Source organism: Psychrobacter sp. M4, assembly GCF_055699795.1.
In genome coordinates this window covers 505,045-519,935 of the sequence record NZ_CM146740.1, presented here as the reverse complement: position 1 = coordinate 519,935, position 14,891 = coordinate 505,045, and the positions used below count along the sequence as shown (strand labels likewise).

General features: G+C 42.1%; 13 protein-coding genes. 5 read left to right on the top strand and 8 right to left on the bottom strand.

All coding sequences use genetic code 11. The features are described from left to right. The 5 genes from ACR63N_RS02185 to ACR63N_RS02165 all read right to left on the bottom strand — a co-directional run bounded on the left by ACR63N_RS02185 (position 1) and on the right by ACR63N_RS02165 (position 6,984). Positions 1–1,542: a DUF1513 domain-containing protein gene (locus tag ACR63N_RS02185; protein WP_472782392.1), complete on the bottom strand. Its 1,542-nt coding sequence runs from the start codon at positions 1,540–1,542 to the stop codon at positions 1–3. A 3-nt stretch (positions 1,543–1,545) separates the two neighbouring features. Further along, the gene (locus ACR63N_RS02180; RefSeq protein WP_472782391.1) at positions 1,546–2,715 is read right to left on the bottom strand and encodes an imelysin family protein; all 1,170 of its coding nucleotides are present in this window, start codon (positions 2,713–2,715) and stop codon (positions 1,546–1,548) included. 108 nt (positions 2,716–2,823) lie between these two features. Further along, positions 2,824–4,392 (bottom strand): di-heme oxidoreductase family protein, encoded by a 1,569-nt coding sequence (locus tag ACR63N_RS02175; protein WP_472782390.1) that lies wholly within the window; start codon positions 4,390–4,392, stop codon positions 2,824–2,826. Between the two features lie 255 nt (positions 4,393–4,647). After that, a complete protein-coding gene (locus ACR63N_RS02170) occupies positions 4,648–6,096 on the bottom strand; it encodes an imelysin family protein (protein ID WP_367105556.1) in 1,449 nt (482 codons plus the stop codon). A gap of 231 nt (positions 6,097–6,327) precedes the next feature. After that, positions 6,328–6,984 (bottom strand): YiaD family glycine zipper/OmpA-like lipoprotein, encoded by a 657-nt coding sequence (locus ACR63N_RS02165; protein WP_367105555.1) that lies wholly within the window; start codon positions 6,982–6,984, stop codon positions 6,328–6,330. Between the two features lie 634 nt (positions 6,985–7,618). On the opposite strand from ACR63N_RS02165, the gene ACR63N_RS02160 reads away from it, so the two are divergent. The 5 genes from ACR63N_RS02160 to minE all read left to right on the top strand — a co-directional run bounded on the left by ACR63N_RS02160 (position 7,619) and on the right by minE (position 12,485). Then, positions 7,619–8,572 (top strand): acyltransferase, encoded by a 954-nt coding sequence (locus ACR63N_RS02160; RefSeq protein ID WP_367106275.1) that lies wholly within the window; start codon positions 7,619–7,621, stop codon positions 8,570–8,572. 183 nt (positions 8,573–8,755) lie between these two features. After that, the gene (locus tag ACR63N_RS02155; RefSeq protein WP_472782389.1) at positions 8,756–9,847 is read left to right on the top strand and encodes a hypothetical protein; all 1,092 of its coding nucleotides are present in this window, start codon (positions 8,756–8,758) and stop codon (positions 9,845–9,847) included. 230 nt (positions 9,848–10,077) lie between these two features. Then, positions 10,078–10,914, top strand: coding sequence for a septum site-determining protein MinC (minC, locus tag ACR63N_RS02150; RefSeq protein WP_367109748.1), 837 nt, complete (start codon positions 10,078–10,080; stop codon positions 10,912–10,914). A 465-nt stretch (positions 10,915–11,379) separates the two neighbouring features. Further along, a complete protein-coding gene (gene minD, locus ACR63N_RS02145; protein ID WP_367105551.1) occupies positions 11,380–12,192 on the top strand; it encodes a septum site-determining protein MinD in 813 nt (270 codons plus the stop codon). Positions 12,193–12,194: 2 nt separating this feature from the next. Continuing rightward, the gene (gene minE / locus ACR63N_RS02140; protein WP_367105550.1) at positions 12,195–12,485 is read left to right on the top strand and encodes a cell division topological specificity factor MinE; all 291 of its coding nucleotides are present in this window, start codon (positions 12,195–12,197) and stop codon (positions 12,483–12,485) included. A 120-nt stretch (positions 12,486–12,605) separates the two neighbouring features. On the opposite strand, the gene ACR63N_RS02135 is transcribed toward minE, so the two are convergent. The 3 genes from ACR63N_RS02135 to ACR63N_RS02125 form a co-directional block, all read right to left on the bottom strand. After that, a complete protein-coding gene (locus ACR63N_RS02135) occupies positions 12,606–13,133 on the bottom strand; it encodes a cytochrome b (protein WP_367108926.1) in 528 nt (175 codons plus the stop codon). 192 nt (positions 13,134–13,325) lie between these two features. Next, positions 13,326–13,895 carry a hypothetical protein gene (locus ACR63N_RS02130; RefSeq protein ID WP_367105548.1) on the bottom strand — a complete coding sequence of 190 codons (570 nt, stop codon included), beginning with the start codon at positions 13,893–13,895 and terminating at the stop codon, positions 13,326–13,328. After that, entirely contained in the window at positions 13,892–14,884 is a 993-nt protein-coding gene (locus tag ACR63N_RS02125) for a chemotaxis protein CheB (protein ID WP_367105547.1), read from the bottom strand. Before ACR63N_RS02125 ends, ACR63N_RS02130 begins: the two co-directional genes overlap by 4 nt. Between the last annotated feature and the right edge of the window lie 7 nt (positions 14,885–14,891).

Genomic DNA, 14,891 nt, shown 5'->3' with positions numbered 1-14,891 from the left:
TTAAAGCGCTTGTAAATGGTTATCAAACGACATTTTATGGGTGTAACTGTCTTTGATAATACGCTCAATTTGCTTAGAGTTGTTCATGACATTCGTCTTTTGCGCTAACGGACTATCACTTATTAATGTTGTCAACTGTCCTTGCCCATCGCTAATGACAAACCCTGATTGGTTAGGATTGATATCGTTATCTTTGATATTATTTTTTAATATCGATGCGCCCGCGCAGTCAGGTAAACTTACGCTGTCTATCAGCGCAAGTGTGTCTAAATCATAGATAGCCGCGCAGCCGCCAATTGGGGTCGTGACACAGAGTAGATTATTCTGGCTATCCACAGCTACACTAGCGATGTATTGATGAAAACGTTGCCATTGATTATTGGGCATCTTAAGTGGGGTAAAATTGGCGTCACCGCGCTTATGAGTCAAAACTAGTGGCACATTAATATGCTTATCGCCCTGAAACTGGATCCCTATCATTACCGTGCCATTATCGTGCATAGCGAGGTGACGGATACTCATCTGATTATGCTCAGGCATAACTTGCTGCAATAAAGCTCCGTTATGACGATTGAGATAAACTAAGGAGGGCTGCATGGTATCTAGGTTCAGCTCTTCTCGTGAAGCCTGTTCGGTTTTGATGCCGCCGTTAGCAATGACCAATGTGTCCCCATCAGGATGCATAATTAGCTCATGAGGACCGATACCATGCGAGTCAAATTCTGCTATCTTTTGGTAGTGGTTTTGCGTGTCATAAATACCGATTTTACCGATTAAATTTACGGTATCATTTTCGGTAACATACAGCTTTGAGCCGTCCAGACTGTAGCAAGCATGACCATAAAAGTGGCGCTTGTGAGCTGCTTTAATAGCGTATTGTACTTGTCCAGTAGCCGTATCTAACACCCAAAAGCTCTCACTTGGTCGTCGTCCCATAACCACGACATCGCGGCTTAGGTTATGGTTTATACTATTGCTTGTGTTAGTGCTTATATTGCTAATAGCGCCTTTATCGTCATTATTAGCAATAGGTTGTACGACGATATCATGGACGCGCTCTGGCATGGTCGTCTGCCAAACGAGTTGTCTATCGGCATCAATCCCAACGACGCCAAAGCCACTTTCACAATCATCATCCGTCAAATAGATATTGTGCGGCATGGATGCTACTCCGCTTACCCAGCAAACAGGACGCGCTAGCATAGTAGTGGTGTGCAGCGCCGCTAAATCAGCAGCAATTTTATCTTCGCTGTTATTTTTGTGTTCATTGTTGTTCTGAACATTCACGTTGACTTGCGGATAGTTTAGATAGGCTTGTTGCCCCGATCTTAGCGCTTGCTGATAAGCAAATTGCAAACGTTTTAACGGCAATGATCTTAGTTGGGATTCAAGCCCTCTTCTATAATCTTGCACACTGGCATCAGCATCTTTTAGTTTACGATAACGATGATGAATACCGACTAAAGCTGAGGTTCCAAACGCTGTTCCAAGTACGACTCTTAGCGTTTTTTTTAAAACGGTCGGCTCTAAATTTTTAGCCATTGTCTAATCACCATCTGTGCTATTAAAGCCCACGCGTATACCTAAAGTCGGAATCAGCTGGCGTTTAATGATACGTGTTATATCGGTTAGCTGATTATAAAGTGCTTGTTGGGCGGCTTTGTCAGCGGCGGCTAAATCCTTAGGCATTTGGGCCAGCAAAGTTGTGGTTTCGGCAAGCGCAGTTGATAAGTTATTACCAACGGTGCTCTCGTTATTGCTGCTAAGTATCGCCGTCAATACTGGATCAGTAAGGGCGTTGTTAAGGATAGCTACCTTAGCGTCAATAATGGCTCGACTCTGCTCAGCAGTAGCTGCTGGTAGATGGCCTTTGACCGTACCTGTTATACCTAAAGGCTGATCTATAGCATTTGATTTCATGGTTTCTACCAATGATAATAAGGAGTTAAACCATTTATTAAGGCCTTGATCGTTATCAGCCGTCTCGTTGATGGCCAATAAGTCAGTGGCATTACTCTGCCAATTGTTCTCAATACCTTGCAAGCGCATACTTAAGGCAGAGCTTGCGCTAATCACGTAGTCACATTGTGCTGCATTTAAGCGATCATTGGCATATAGCACTTCTTCTAGGCCGGGTATACCTTGCACAATAGCACTCTCACCCGCTAATTGCTCAGGTGTTAAGTTTGGGTTGGCGCTAATAAGATCAGCGACGCCGTTATGTACCAAACCGCGCTCGTCCGGATAGTAATTGATATATAAATTGCTCATACTAGCGGTTGCCGGACCAAAATTAATCATCTCTGCTACTGCCCAAGCTTGCGCTAAAGTCAGCCATTGATCACGTAGCTCTTGGAGCTTACTACCGCTTACTGGCGCCTGCTGACAGTGGGCTTGTGCCAACTCATGCAAGATAGTGCTCTGTTCGACTGCGTCTGCATAAGCTGGAATGACAATATCATTAGCCACATGAGTTAGATAAGTTTCTGCGGTATCGGCACTGATATCTACCGGAGTGATAGTGGTATTTTCAGCATTGTTAACAGAAGCTGGTTCAGAAACTACAGTGTCATTTGCAGTTGTCGTACTTTCTTGAGTGATAGCTTGACTATCAAGATTATTTGTCTGATCGTCATCAGCTGGTTTAACGCAGCTGATCAATAGCCCAGCGCTAAGAGCTGAGAGCGCCATGGTTAAAGCGTGGGTAGTTTTCATATTTTTCTCGATAGTTGTATTTGTTAATAGACAAAGATCATCCCAATACGGAGACCTTTGTCTATTGACTATTAATTGTTTTGTCAATGAATAATAAATAAAACAAGATTATAAAGATTCTAAAAAAGCACTAAGCTCAGCACGGCCCTGCTTATCAAGCTTTAGTACTTGCTGCTTTTGCTCTTCAGCCTCACCGCCATGCCATAGCACCGCTTCCATAAGCGTGCGTGCGCGCCCATCATGCAAAAATGTCGCTTGCGGGTCGACCGTTTGTGCCAGACCTATCCCCCAAAGTGCTGGCGTACGCCACTCATAAGAGTTGGCTAAGAATTCAACCTGCACCTCTTTTGCCGGTAGCTTGCCTGCTATGGTTCGATCTGCCAGATCATCACCCATATCATGCAGCAACAGATCCGTATAAGGATAAATGACTTGGCCGTGCTGCTCAAGGTGATCATCGTCAGTTTTTGGCAACTGATAGCGCGGCGTATGACAGCTTTGACAGCCCATATCATAAAAACGCTTTTTGCCAGCGAGCACTTCCTCATTATCAGCATTGCGGCGATGCGGGACTGCCAAATTGCGCGTGTAAAACTCTACAAACTTTGCTACCTCGTCGCTGACTTCAACAGCAGGCTGGCTATCTCCTTGCGCGTCCGCGCCAGTAGGCGCATTAAGGCAAGCGCTTTGCGTAGGAGTACAAGGCTCATTGGGGCGAATGTGTGAAGTTAGCCCCATATCTTCATTAAAGGCGCTTTGATTTTGCGTCAAAAGCTTAGTTTGTCCTGCTTTCCAGCCAAAGCGCCCTAATGCTACTTTGCCAGTTTGCGGATCTAGAGCCAGATTAAACCTGCCGCGAATGCCATCGCCATCTTTATCACTACTATCGGCCTGTTTTTTGATATCAGCATCAGGGATCTGCTCAAGCAAACCAAGACCAATCATTGGCAATGCCACACGCGGCGATACCATAAGCTCATCATCAAACTGACCATAGCCAGGTTTGGTTAAATTAAAAGTAGGTGCGCGTAGCGTTTCGACGTGACCATCAGCAAAGGTTATTGGTTTATCGCGCCACTGCACTGCGATACGTGCCTCAGCTGGCACCCCTTGAATACCGCGATCTTGCAATTGACCACCATAAACGGCATGAGGAATTTTCTCTATCATTGAGTCTTGTAGCTGCTGACGCTCTTTATCAGTAGTCGCTGGCATCGCTAGCCGGATTAGCAAACTATCGGCATCATCATCTGCCGTTAATGGCGCATGGCCACGGCCGTCTTTGACATGACAGGATTGACAGGCCGCGACATTAAATAAAGCACCCAGTCCATCACGGCTATCGGTGCTAGCAGGCGCAACGACCCAAGGCTGCTTAAAAAAAGCATTACCAATAAAAAAGGAGCCTTTGCGCGAAGCGGTCAAATTAGATGACGGTTTAGAGTAACTCTCGCTACTGGTAATAGTGATACCCGTATCACTGCCCTGCTTAATCTCTTGCGGATCAAAGGTTGCAAGCGTCTGCATGGGCACGCCTGCTAACGCCTCTATCGTCTGTATACGCTCATCAGATAGCGCCTGCACTTCTTTATCAGAGACACTATCCGTGGGTTGACAAGCACTAATGCTCAGTAAACCTAGCATACTTAGAATAAATTTAGATGGCATAGCGTTCATAGAGATGGCCTTGGCGCTAACCTATAATCAAAATAAGAACATTAAGACTCATTAAGACTATAGGTTCGACATATCGACATAACAAAAAAAGCACGTTGTCAGCTAAAACTGACAACGTGCATATTATACTTGAATGACGCTATTATGAAAACAATTCTCATTATCTCATAGCGACTAGTCAGCCATTTATCACAATGCTTGACTTACTAATGGTTTAAAGGCCAGTCTATAGCCTTTTATCATCTCTAAATTTTCTTAAAACTGTGAACCGGCATCCGCATCTAGGTTATCAATACCGATCGCTTTTGCAGCATTTTCAATACCGTCAGTTAGCTCTTGTAAGCTATTAATACCTGCCTCAATCCAGCCACGGCGCGTACTTTGCTCTTCGGCAGAAACGCCTTGATTGCCAGCTTGGCCTACGGTTGCTATCATTTGATCAACTTTGATACCATCCTTTTCACCTTTTTCAACGATGGTATTAAAAGCGTCTTCTACTTGTTGAAAATCAGCAGCTAACTTGTCTGCAGCTTCTTTATGTCCCTTATCCGTCAAATAATGCTTTACGCCATAGCCACCTACCGTATCGCCATTCACAGTTTTATAACCACCTGCAAAGACGTTTTGGATACCGCGAGCATTGTTAGCATAGCTCAGATGGGTTAAATCACTAAAGCACTCGTGTTCATCTTCTGTTGACCCGGTGACAAAGGCGACTTGCATACGCTCGGATGCCAGCTCACCAAGAGCTAGGCTACCCATCTGATACATAATCTGACGCAGCGCATTATCACCTGCGCGCACTAATAAGTCGCTACGTAGGGTATTTTCGCTCTCAGGCTGCCACTGAGCTTCCATAGCGCTCAAATCGTCCACTAACAACTGTGTAGCGGCTTTTAGGTAATCACCTCGGCGCTCGCAAATACTAGCATCTTCATTGGTTTTATCGCCGCTAGTACACTGCCCATCTTCAGTCATATAATCGCTGACTGGACGATTGCCTGCGCCCGCGCCTACGCCATTAGTATCTTGACCCCACAATAAAAACTCAATAGCATGATAACCAGTGGTCACATTAGCCTCACTGCCACCGATCTCATTCATCTTAGCCAGTAATTCTGGGGTAATGGTACTGGTGTCTTGCTCCAAACTACCTACGCTGATACTTTCACTGTTGATAATATTATCCTGACTGTTGTACTCGCCCTCGTAGCTATCGCTCACATAATCGATAAGTGCCTCATCCAATGGCCAAGCATTAACCTGCCCCTCCCAGCTATCCACACTACCAATATCACGCTCATCATTAGCAGTTACAAAACCTTCATCAAAGCGGAAAATCTCAGTTTGCGAGTACGGTTGACGAGCCGCTTTGTAAGCCGCTTTTGCCGCATCAAGATTGGCTTTAGTAGGCGTCTCTACATAGGTATTCACTGCAGTTTGTAAAGCCTTTGCAGTGTCTAGTGAGTCTTTATAGGCTGCATGCGCCATATCAGCATAACTGAGCATTAGTCTATCAATATGGGCTTGCTCAGCGGCAGACATTTGGGTGTTCGCCGTCTCAGTAGTTTCTACCGTTTGTGCTTCAGTCGCTACTTCGTCGTCAGTCTGTTTTGTGCAGCCTGATAACGTCATAATGCCTGCGAGCGCTGCCGCTAAGGTCATTGGTAAAAGCTTAAAGCGTGGCGCTGTAGTGATATTCATACCTATCCTTGATAAACCAGCCTTAATAAAACTGGCTAAAGATGACTAAAAAAATAAAAGATTGATCATTATATGCTGGGTAAATACGGGCAAATTATAATGTTATTGATAACTATTATCAACTGAAAATTAATTATTAGTCAGATTTTAGACAAAAAAAGAAGCCAGTGTAATACTGGCTTCTTCTAATTTTGTACATCAGATTAGTTGTCTTATAACTTCAACTAGATCCTAGTTTAAGCTCTGTGGAGAGTTGATAGTAAGCTCAACACGGCGGTTTTGCTGACGACCAGAGTCAGTACCGTTGTCAGCAATAGGACGCGACTCACCGTAGGCAACCACATTAACACGATTTGATGCGACACCCTGAGAAGTTAGATAGTTAGCTACTGAATAAGCACGGTCGCGTGATAATCTTTGGTTGTAAGATGCATCGCCTCTACTGTCAGTGTGACCAGCAATAGTAACCGTAGTTTGGTTGTACTGGTTCATCGTTGAAGCCAGCTTGCTAAGCGTTGGTCTAAATGATGGATTAAGGCTAGCATCATCAAAAGCGAAAGTGATGTTACCTGGCATAACCAGATCAATATTACCGGTCTGCTGATTTTGCTCAACAGTAACGCCAGTACCAGCCATTTGCTGCTCAAGCTGACGAGCTTGACGCTCCATATAGTATCCAACGCCTGTACCTAGTGCAGCACCGATAAGCGCGTCACGGCCTGTTTTGTCTCCGCCAGTAGCCTTTGAAATCGTTGCTCCACCAGCTGCTCCTGCCAAGCCGCCTATGGCTGCCTTATTTAGACGTTGTTGTCCGGTATTAGGATCAGTCACACAACCACTAAGGGCTAAACCTGATGCTACTGCTGCGATCATTAATTGGTTACGCATAATATTTCCTCTTAAGTTAAATTTGTTAATTTTACTCTTTTATATTATAAACTGCTTAATTTAAAACTGTGCTTTTAATACCTTTAGTGTCAAATAAAGGGTGGTTGTGCTAATTTAGCTCATCGCCATCTACGCACCTATACTACATGGGCGTAGCAAACACAGCTCTTTATTTGTCACAAGTGTTTATAGTACTTGCTAGAAGCGTTATAAGCAATTATAAACATTACTAATAAATCTTCAACGTTAAATTCTTTAAAAATTAAACATTAAACGACTTATAAGCTGATATCACACTTGTTATTATTATCGCAATCTTAATTTATCTGTGTGTAATATTTTGTCACATCTATGTATGAAAAGCTTATAATAACTCTGAAGCTCCCTTATTGCTAGCTTTATAAGAAAAAATTATTCAAATGTTCTTGGTAGTGCTATTTTTAGTCACATGATTTGAGACCCACCCATATAAAAAAGCCTCAACTTTAGACAGTATTTTTGTGCAGTAATGAAGATGCTATAAGCTTTTGTACTAAGAGCTCTGTTAACACTCGTACACTGTGAATTTTTTCTGCTAAAATCTATTCAAATTAATAACAATTGCAAGAATATAAACAACTAAAAAGGATTTATTATGCGCCTGACTTCTATAATTCAAAAATTACATAAGCGCGCACCTAGATTAGGCAAGGCTGCTTCACTGGTGACAGCCACGGGCGTTATTACCGTCAATAGTATTGGTGCAAGTGTCCCTATATGGTTTATGGGCGCAGCAAAAGCGCTTACTGGCTCAAAAATTGCAGACGATACCGTTATTAAAGTGACCAATTACTGGATCAATAGCAACAACACCTTAATTGATACTATTTTGCCCAATAAGGATTGGCGTATTAGTCTGCCCAGTGACGTGCATCCCGATGGAAAATATCTACTAATCAGCAATCATCAATCTTGGGTCGATACTAGTATCGTACAGTACATTAGTGAAAGTCGTTTACCGCTGACGCGATTTTTCACTAAGTTTGAGCTGATCTATATCCCTGTTATCGGCCAAGCTTTTTATTTTTTAGACTTTCCAATGATGCGCCGGCATTCAAAAGAAGCTATCGCTAAAAACCCAGCGCTGCAAGGTAAAGATATTGAGGAGGCCAAACGCGCCTGCGCTTTACTGAAAAACAAACCCTTTACCCTACTTAATTATTTAGAGGGTACCCGTTTTAATAAAACCAAACACGATAAGCAGCACTCGCCTTATAAGCATCTTCTTAAACCTCGAGCAGGCGGATTAGCATTGGCTATCAACGCTTTGGGGGAAGATATCGATGGTATCTTAGATATGACTATAGTGTATCCTGATGGTATTCCAACTTATGGTGAGTTGTGGCAAGGTGAGATTAATCGCTTAGGGGTTGATGTGCGTTATATCGAGATGCCTAAAGCCTTATTTGCTAGTATCCAACAAGGCGGCTACGAAAAGGATGAGACTATAAAAGCGCAGATGTTCGACTGGGTGGCTGGGATATGGCAACAAAAAGATAACCTTATCGATAAAATGCTAGCTGATTTCGACGCTAATCTGACATCGTAAGCATCTTACTTAGCTGACTACAAGTTCATATTTTTTTCGTATGTTGGCTTTTTCTGTTTTGTAAGCTCTCTTTTACGTAATTATTAAGTACCCGATAAGAGCTGCAACCTAATAAAAGTATTAACTAATGCTTTTTTTGGTTAATATTTACTAATAAATAACTCACTGACTAAACAAGGTATAATGGTGCCCAATCCTACTACCAGCCCTGCTACAGATACAAAAAAACCATTGCCCAATCAGCTCCAGGATTCATCAAAGTCTCAGCGCTCTAGGCCTCCAGCGCCAAACCGCTTAAAGCTGACTTACGATATTGTCATCTTAATGGCCATAAGTATTGATTTGTTTTTTATCAGTATCGATGCGATTTTGATGAGTAATTTTAGCAATAATGTAGCTAATTGGCTGACTATTAGTGAGCAGTTGAGCTGGTATCAAATCACTCTCCATGATCCACTGCGTACAGCTGGCGGGTTTTTTACCATATTTTTAATTACTGAGCTGCTTGTGCGCTGGGCGATTGCCATTAAAGAGCAGGTCTATTACCGCTGGTTTTTCTTTCCTTTTGTACACTGGTATGAAGTACTTGGCTGTTTTCCGCAGCTACGAGCGCTACGCCTATTTCGAGCGGTAGTTATTGGACGTCGTTTATATCAGCTTGGCTATCAAGTACTGCCGCAGCCATGGATCAGACGTATTAGGTTTTATATTGATTTATTATTAGAAGAGCTATCTGACCGCGTTATTTTGACAACTATCAATAACTATAAGCAACAACTAACCGATCCTGAAATGCGTCAGTCGTTGATTGAATCAACGATTGCGCGTAATCGTGAGGATATCGAAGCGGCAATATTATCGCTATTACGTCAAGAGGTAGCGCCGCAACTGCAAAAGCTTGCTGGTAAATCAAATGCTAGTAGTACTATCGCCAGCGCAGTGGGTCATGCTATTCAAGACGGACTGGCCAATACGCCCGAGCTACGTCGTTATCTGCGTCTGATTCCAATTGCTGGTAGTTTAATTGAGTCACAGCTACAACATATTGGTCATAGTATTGGCGAGAATGTAGTGTATTCTCTTAACGCGCGTCTCTTGGACGATGAACGTATAGATGCGCTAATGATTGCCATTGCTCATGGTATTGCCCATATCAATACCAGTAACGCTGCGCTTGAGACGCTACTTTCAAATATAATCGCAGATAGCTTGAATGAGTTTGAAGCGCAAATAAAAGTACAGCAGTGGAAACATCGAGATATGTTAAACCTTTAGCATAGGCTCAGTATTTAGTCTCCGAGTGACGGCGCTACGGCTAACAAAACTTTAGTTACGATGTATTGTTTTTTATTTTATCAAAGACTTGTTAAGCACTAGCTTCCCTTAGTACACTGCTTAATAATGAATAAACCAATACCCTATCGATAGTAATTGTAGTAACAACTGCTTAAGTAACGACTGCGCCGTGATTGTAGCGACATTAGTACCTTTTAAGGATTTGCATTATGACGATTTCGGATACCGACCATCAAGCACCATCCACCCAACCTACGATAGCTTTTTTTGGCAAGATGCTGACTTTTTCGCGCTTACAACTGGACACAAATGATCTGAGCGCTATTGAAAATCATCTTGCAGATATGCTCAGTAACAAAACCAGTCATATACCGATCATTATCGATAGTAGTGTTGAGCAGGATCTACCTGCTTTGGTCGAGCTCTTATGGTCATGGGGACTGCAGCCCATCGGCGTAGTCACTGGTGTACTTGATACTCAAGCAAAAGCACAAAGACTGGCTATATTCCCAGCTGATGGCAAACGTATCGAGCGCATCGTATCGAGCAAAAAATCAACGATTCAGCTCAGTCAGTCTGATGCCAATAAAACAGTAGATACTCAAACAAAGAGCGATAAAGAATCTAATAGCACAGATCATGTTGTCGCAGAATCCAATCTGAATACTGCTGCAGCTTCCGCCGATACTGTGCTAAGTAGCCAGCATATCACTAGTATGATTTATGACCAGCTGCTACGCTCTGGACAAAGTATTAACCATGTTGGTGGCGATTTAATATTAACCAACAGTGTAAATAGTGGCGCTGAGGCTATTACTGACAATAGCTTACATGTCTATGGCCGTGCTCAAGGACGCTTAGTTGCGGGCGCAACGGGTGATAAAGATGCGCGTATTTTTTGTCAAGTTTTCAACCCTTCTTTGGTATCAGTCGCTGGTACTTATTGCCTGCGAGACAATTTACCTGAGAATACTATTGATAAACCGGTACAAGTACGTTTTGTAGAAGGCGAAGGTTTAGTATTTACGGTGATGGAAAATATGTAGCTTGCAGTTAAGCTACCACTTATCTAGTAAGTTATTGCTCTATTAAAAGTCATACTTATGATAGAGATTCTGACTATCATTATGTTATTCATACTTTAGTAAGTTAATTTAACAAAACTGCGCTACTATAAATCTATAAGTCAGCCACTATTTACCACAGTAGTAGATATTCATACAAAACTATATTTATTTTGTCAGGTTATTAGCATTTGCTATAGACCTGCTATAAATTTTTGTTGATTTGTGCTAGGCTTAGCTCGCAGATAGTGGTCGTAGCGTATTCGCTTAAGTTATTTTATGAGCAATTATTATATTTTTATAAATAGTTGTTATATGCAATTGGTAATACTATATACCATGGTTAATGATGGTCTGATTATACATTAGACCCTATTCTAAACATGACACGTTTATTAAACGATTTTATCTATCAGATATCCCATTGATTTATAGGAGTGTGCCACTGTGGCAAAGATTGTTGTAATCACTTCAGGTAAGGGCGGTGTTGGTAAAACCACAACTAGTGCCTCTTTTGCCGCAGGTTTAGCGTTACGTGGCTATAAAACAGTCGTTATCGATTTCGATGTGGGGCTGCGTAATCTTGATTTGATTATGGGTTGTGAAAACCGCATCGTCTATGACTTTGTTGACGTGATTAGCGGTAACGCACGTCTGTCACAAGCTTTGGTTAAAGACAAGCAGCTAGAGAATTTATATATCCTGCCTGCCAGCCAAACTCGTGATAAAGATGCGCTGACAGACGAGGGTGTCAGCGAAGTTATGGCAGAGCTATCCAAGCAGTTTGACTATATTATTTGCGACTCCCCTGCAGGTATTGAGCGCGGCGCGCAGCTGGCTATGTATCACGCTGACGAAGCTATTATTGTCACCAACCCTGAGATCTCGTCAGTACGCGATTCTGATCGTATCATTGGCATTTTACAAAGCCGTACTAAAAAAGTTGAAGAAGATCAGGGCTCTATACGTGAGCACTTGATTATCACTCGCTACAACGCTGAGCGCGCTGCTGCAAACGAGATGATGGACATCGATACTATCTCTAACGATATCTTAAAAGTGCCCTTACTCGGTGTTATTCCTGAAAGTCATTCAGTACTTGAAGCCTCTAACCATGGTGAGCCGGTTATCCATTATACCGATTCAGTCGCTGGTCAATGTTATGACGATATTGTTGCTCGTTTTTTAGGAGAAGAGCGTCCGCTACGTCATCTTGACGTGAAGAAAAAAGGTCTATTACAGCGCTGGTTTGGGGGTTAATGATGAGTAAGAAAAAAGGGTTTTGGAGTAATCTATTTGGTACTGATACCAATAATAATGCTGGCAGTGCCAACATGGCAACTGAACGTTTAAAAGTTATTGTTGCAAGCGAGAATAGACTCAATAATCGATTGACTGCTGATCGCATTGAAAAGATGAAACGTGAGATATTAGAAGTGGTCAATAAGTACGTTAATGGGGTACAAATTGATGATGTAAATATCAACCATCGCTCTGAGGACAGTCTTGATGTTCTTGAGATGAACATCAGCTTGCCTGAACATAAAAAGTAAGCTTAACTAGCTTTGGGTACCAAAGAAATTTGATGTCGTAAGTATATAAAAGAAGCCCTTAGTATTTAATACTAAGGGCTTCTTTATTTTTTATAAATAGCGAAAGTACGATATAAGGCGTTATTTCATACGTGAGATAAGATTATCTTTTCGAATAAACTGATGATACAAAGCTGCGCTAATATGTACTAAAGTAAAAGCTATTATTAAAGGCCAAATAATATCAGTATGCAAGTCATTATAAAAACGTGCTGCACTACGATCTGGGGTAACAAATACGGGAATTTCAAAAAGTCCAAAGATATCTACCGGGCGGCCACCATAGACTGACATCAGCAGCCCCGCCATTGGCATGGCGATCAGTAAAGCATATAACCCGAAGTGAGACAACTGCGATAATATTTGTTGCCATTTCGGCACAGGTACTGGAGGCGGCGCTCTAGTAATAATACGATTGATGACTCGCGCTATCATCCAACATAGCAGACTTATACCAAAAGCTTTATGTAGATCAATGTATAACCTGCTATCAGAATTAGTATATAAAAACATCATGGCCCAAGTGATCAACAATAAAAGTGCACTGATCCAATGAAACAAGCGACTACTGGCTGACCACTTCTGCACATTTGCATGAACATTATTCATAAACTATCCTCTTCTACATTACCCAACAATGCTATTTTATTGATAATATCTTAAGAACTCTAAATAACACGGCTAAGTGTACCATTAACCATAGTATGGATGAGAAGAAGATAGCATTTTATACCAATACTAAACCAACAGGGTTCAAGCAGAAGCTGACTCTTCATAAATTTTAGTGACTAAAGTGTCTAGTTAGCTATCTAAGTCGACCAATTGGTGCGCAATTTTATCTAAGTCAGGTATCAAATAAATAACGTCATCAATACTAACCGTTTGGAACATATAGGATGTAATGACATCTTCTTTAAAACCTTTACCCGTTGTACTCGCTATCGTATTTTTACTATCGGTACTTGTAGGTTGCTTGGCATCGGCTTTATCGCTGTCCATATTGTCAATTACAACGAGGTCTACATAGCGCTCGGGAAGATCAATATCTTTAACATCTGATATGCGTACTTTCATTTGTTGTAATTCACCTATAGTTTGCAGTGCTAGGCGATGCACAGCAGTATTGCCTTCTAGTACAATAACTTTATCCATAGGATGATCACGAGGCGTCAGATGAAATACAGCTACCTCTTGCTGCGCCCACAAATACGTCCATACATGCTGATCATAGTCATCGATACTTAAGATTAGGCTACTTGGAATCAACCAATCAGGCTGATTAATAGCTGGAATAACAGTCACCTCAAGCATACCATTGCTTGTTGTTAAAAGACTGACGGCTTCAAAAGAGTGTTTTATTATTTGATTCATACATCGCTCGCTATAAGTGAAGGTGAAGAAGGGCTTGCTGCTTCACTGATATAATCATTAAGTTTGTGTGCTAGGGCTTCAGGACTACCAATAAAGTGACAATGACCTGAATCAATGATAGCTTTTGGCTGGCTTGGACAAACACTTAAGCTTGGATCCTGCGCCCATAGCTGGCTGTTGTTGTTCTGGATCAAGTCTACATATTGCGTACCATCATTGCCCATACCAGAGAAGATAATACTTACAAGATCGCTGCCGTAGACGTCACTGGTGTTGCGTAGCAGCTGACCAATAGCTGGCTTGTAGCTGCCCACCCATGCTTGCTCGGTTAATATAACGCGCCCCTCAGAATCACATATAATTTGTCGATCAATAGGAGCAATTAAACAGTGGCCGACCTGCAAGCGCTGTGTAGTGTTAATCACCTGACAGTGCCAATCATTGTGACGACTTAGTATTCGTGGCAACGTCTCTATCATGTCTTGATTAAAGTGATGAGCAAGCAAAATGCAGATGGGCAGCGTTGGTGATAGATTGTCCAAGAAGGTCTTGACGGCATTAGGACCACCCATAGATGCTCCCAGAAATACCACATAACGCCAAGGCGGCTGTTGTCTATCAACAGCTGGACTATCAAGTAGCGTAGGTCTATTTAGTAACTTGGCAAATTTACGCTTGAGTTTGCGTTGCCATTTTGTGTAGTGCTGTATTTCATTAAGATAAGGTGCTTGACTAAAACCTACTAGTACCGCTCGGGACTTAGATTCAATAATAGCAGTAGCGATATTGTCGTCATAATCGCTATCAATTAGCCAAATATCTACCTGTACCTTTTGTGATTTAGGCTTATTTTGTAGCTGCTCTCTTGATATACAGTCGACTAAGGTAAAGCCACAACTGTGTACCGTATCACTAAAAGCCAAACGTTGGTGCTGACTCTCTGCGATAACCAGCACCCTAATAGCTTCATTTTCCTTACTATCAAACATAGGTTAG

What these genes read in the sequence shown, in the direction of transcription:
- ACR63N_RS02130 (WP_367105548.1), bottom strand. Translation starts at nt 13,895, where the DNA reads ATGAATCAAATAATAAAACACTCTTTTGAAGCCGTCAGTCTTTTAACA.
- minC (WP_367109748.1), top strand. Translation starts at nt 10,078, where the DNA reads ATGACGATTTCGGATACCGACCATCAAGCACCATCCACCCAACCTACG.
- ACR63N_RS02185 (WP_472782392.1), bottom strand. Translation starts at nt 1,542, where the DNA reads ATGGCTAAAAATTTAGAGCCGACCGTTTTAAAAAAAACGCTAAGAGTC.
- ACR63N_RS02165 (WP_367105555.1), bottom strand. Translation starts at nt 6,984, where the DNA reads ATGCGTAACCAATTAATGATCGCAGCAGTAGCATCAGGTTTAGCCCTT.
- ACR63N_RS02175 (WP_472782390.1), bottom strand. Translation starts at nt 4,392, where the DNA reads ATGAACGCTATGCCATCTAAATTTATTCTAAGTATGCTAGGTTTACTG.
- minE (WP_367105550.1), top strand. Translation starts at nt 12,195, where the DNA reads ATGAGTAAGAAAAAAGGGTTTTGGAGTAATCTATTTGGTACTGATACC.
- ACR63N_RS02180 (WP_472782391.1), bottom strand. Translation starts at nt 2,715, where the DNA reads ATGAAAACTACCCACGCTTTAACCATGGCGCTCTCAGCTCTTAGCGCT.
- ACR63N_RS02125 (WP_367105547.1), bottom strand. Translation starts at nt 14,884, where the DNA reads ATGTTTGATAGTAAGGAAAATGAAGCTATTAGGGTGCTGGTTATCGCA.
- ACR63N_RS02135 (WP_367108926.1), bottom strand. Translation starts at nt 13,133, where the DNA reads ATGAATAATGTTCATGCAAATGTGCAGAAGTGGTCAGCCAGTAGTCGC.
- ACR63N_RS02160 (WP_367106275.1), top strand. Translation starts at nt 7,619, where the DNA reads ATGCGCCTGACTTCTATAATTCAAAAATTACATAAGCGCGCACCTAGA.
- ACR63N_RS02155 (WP_472782389.1), top strand. Translation starts at nt 8,756, where the DNA reads ATGGTGCCCAATCCTACTACCAGCCCTGCTACAGATACAAAAAAACCA.
- ACR63N_RS02170 (WP_367105556.1), bottom strand. Translation starts at nt 6,096, where the DNA reads ATGAATATCACTACAGCGCCACGCTTTAAGCTTTTACCAATGACCTTA.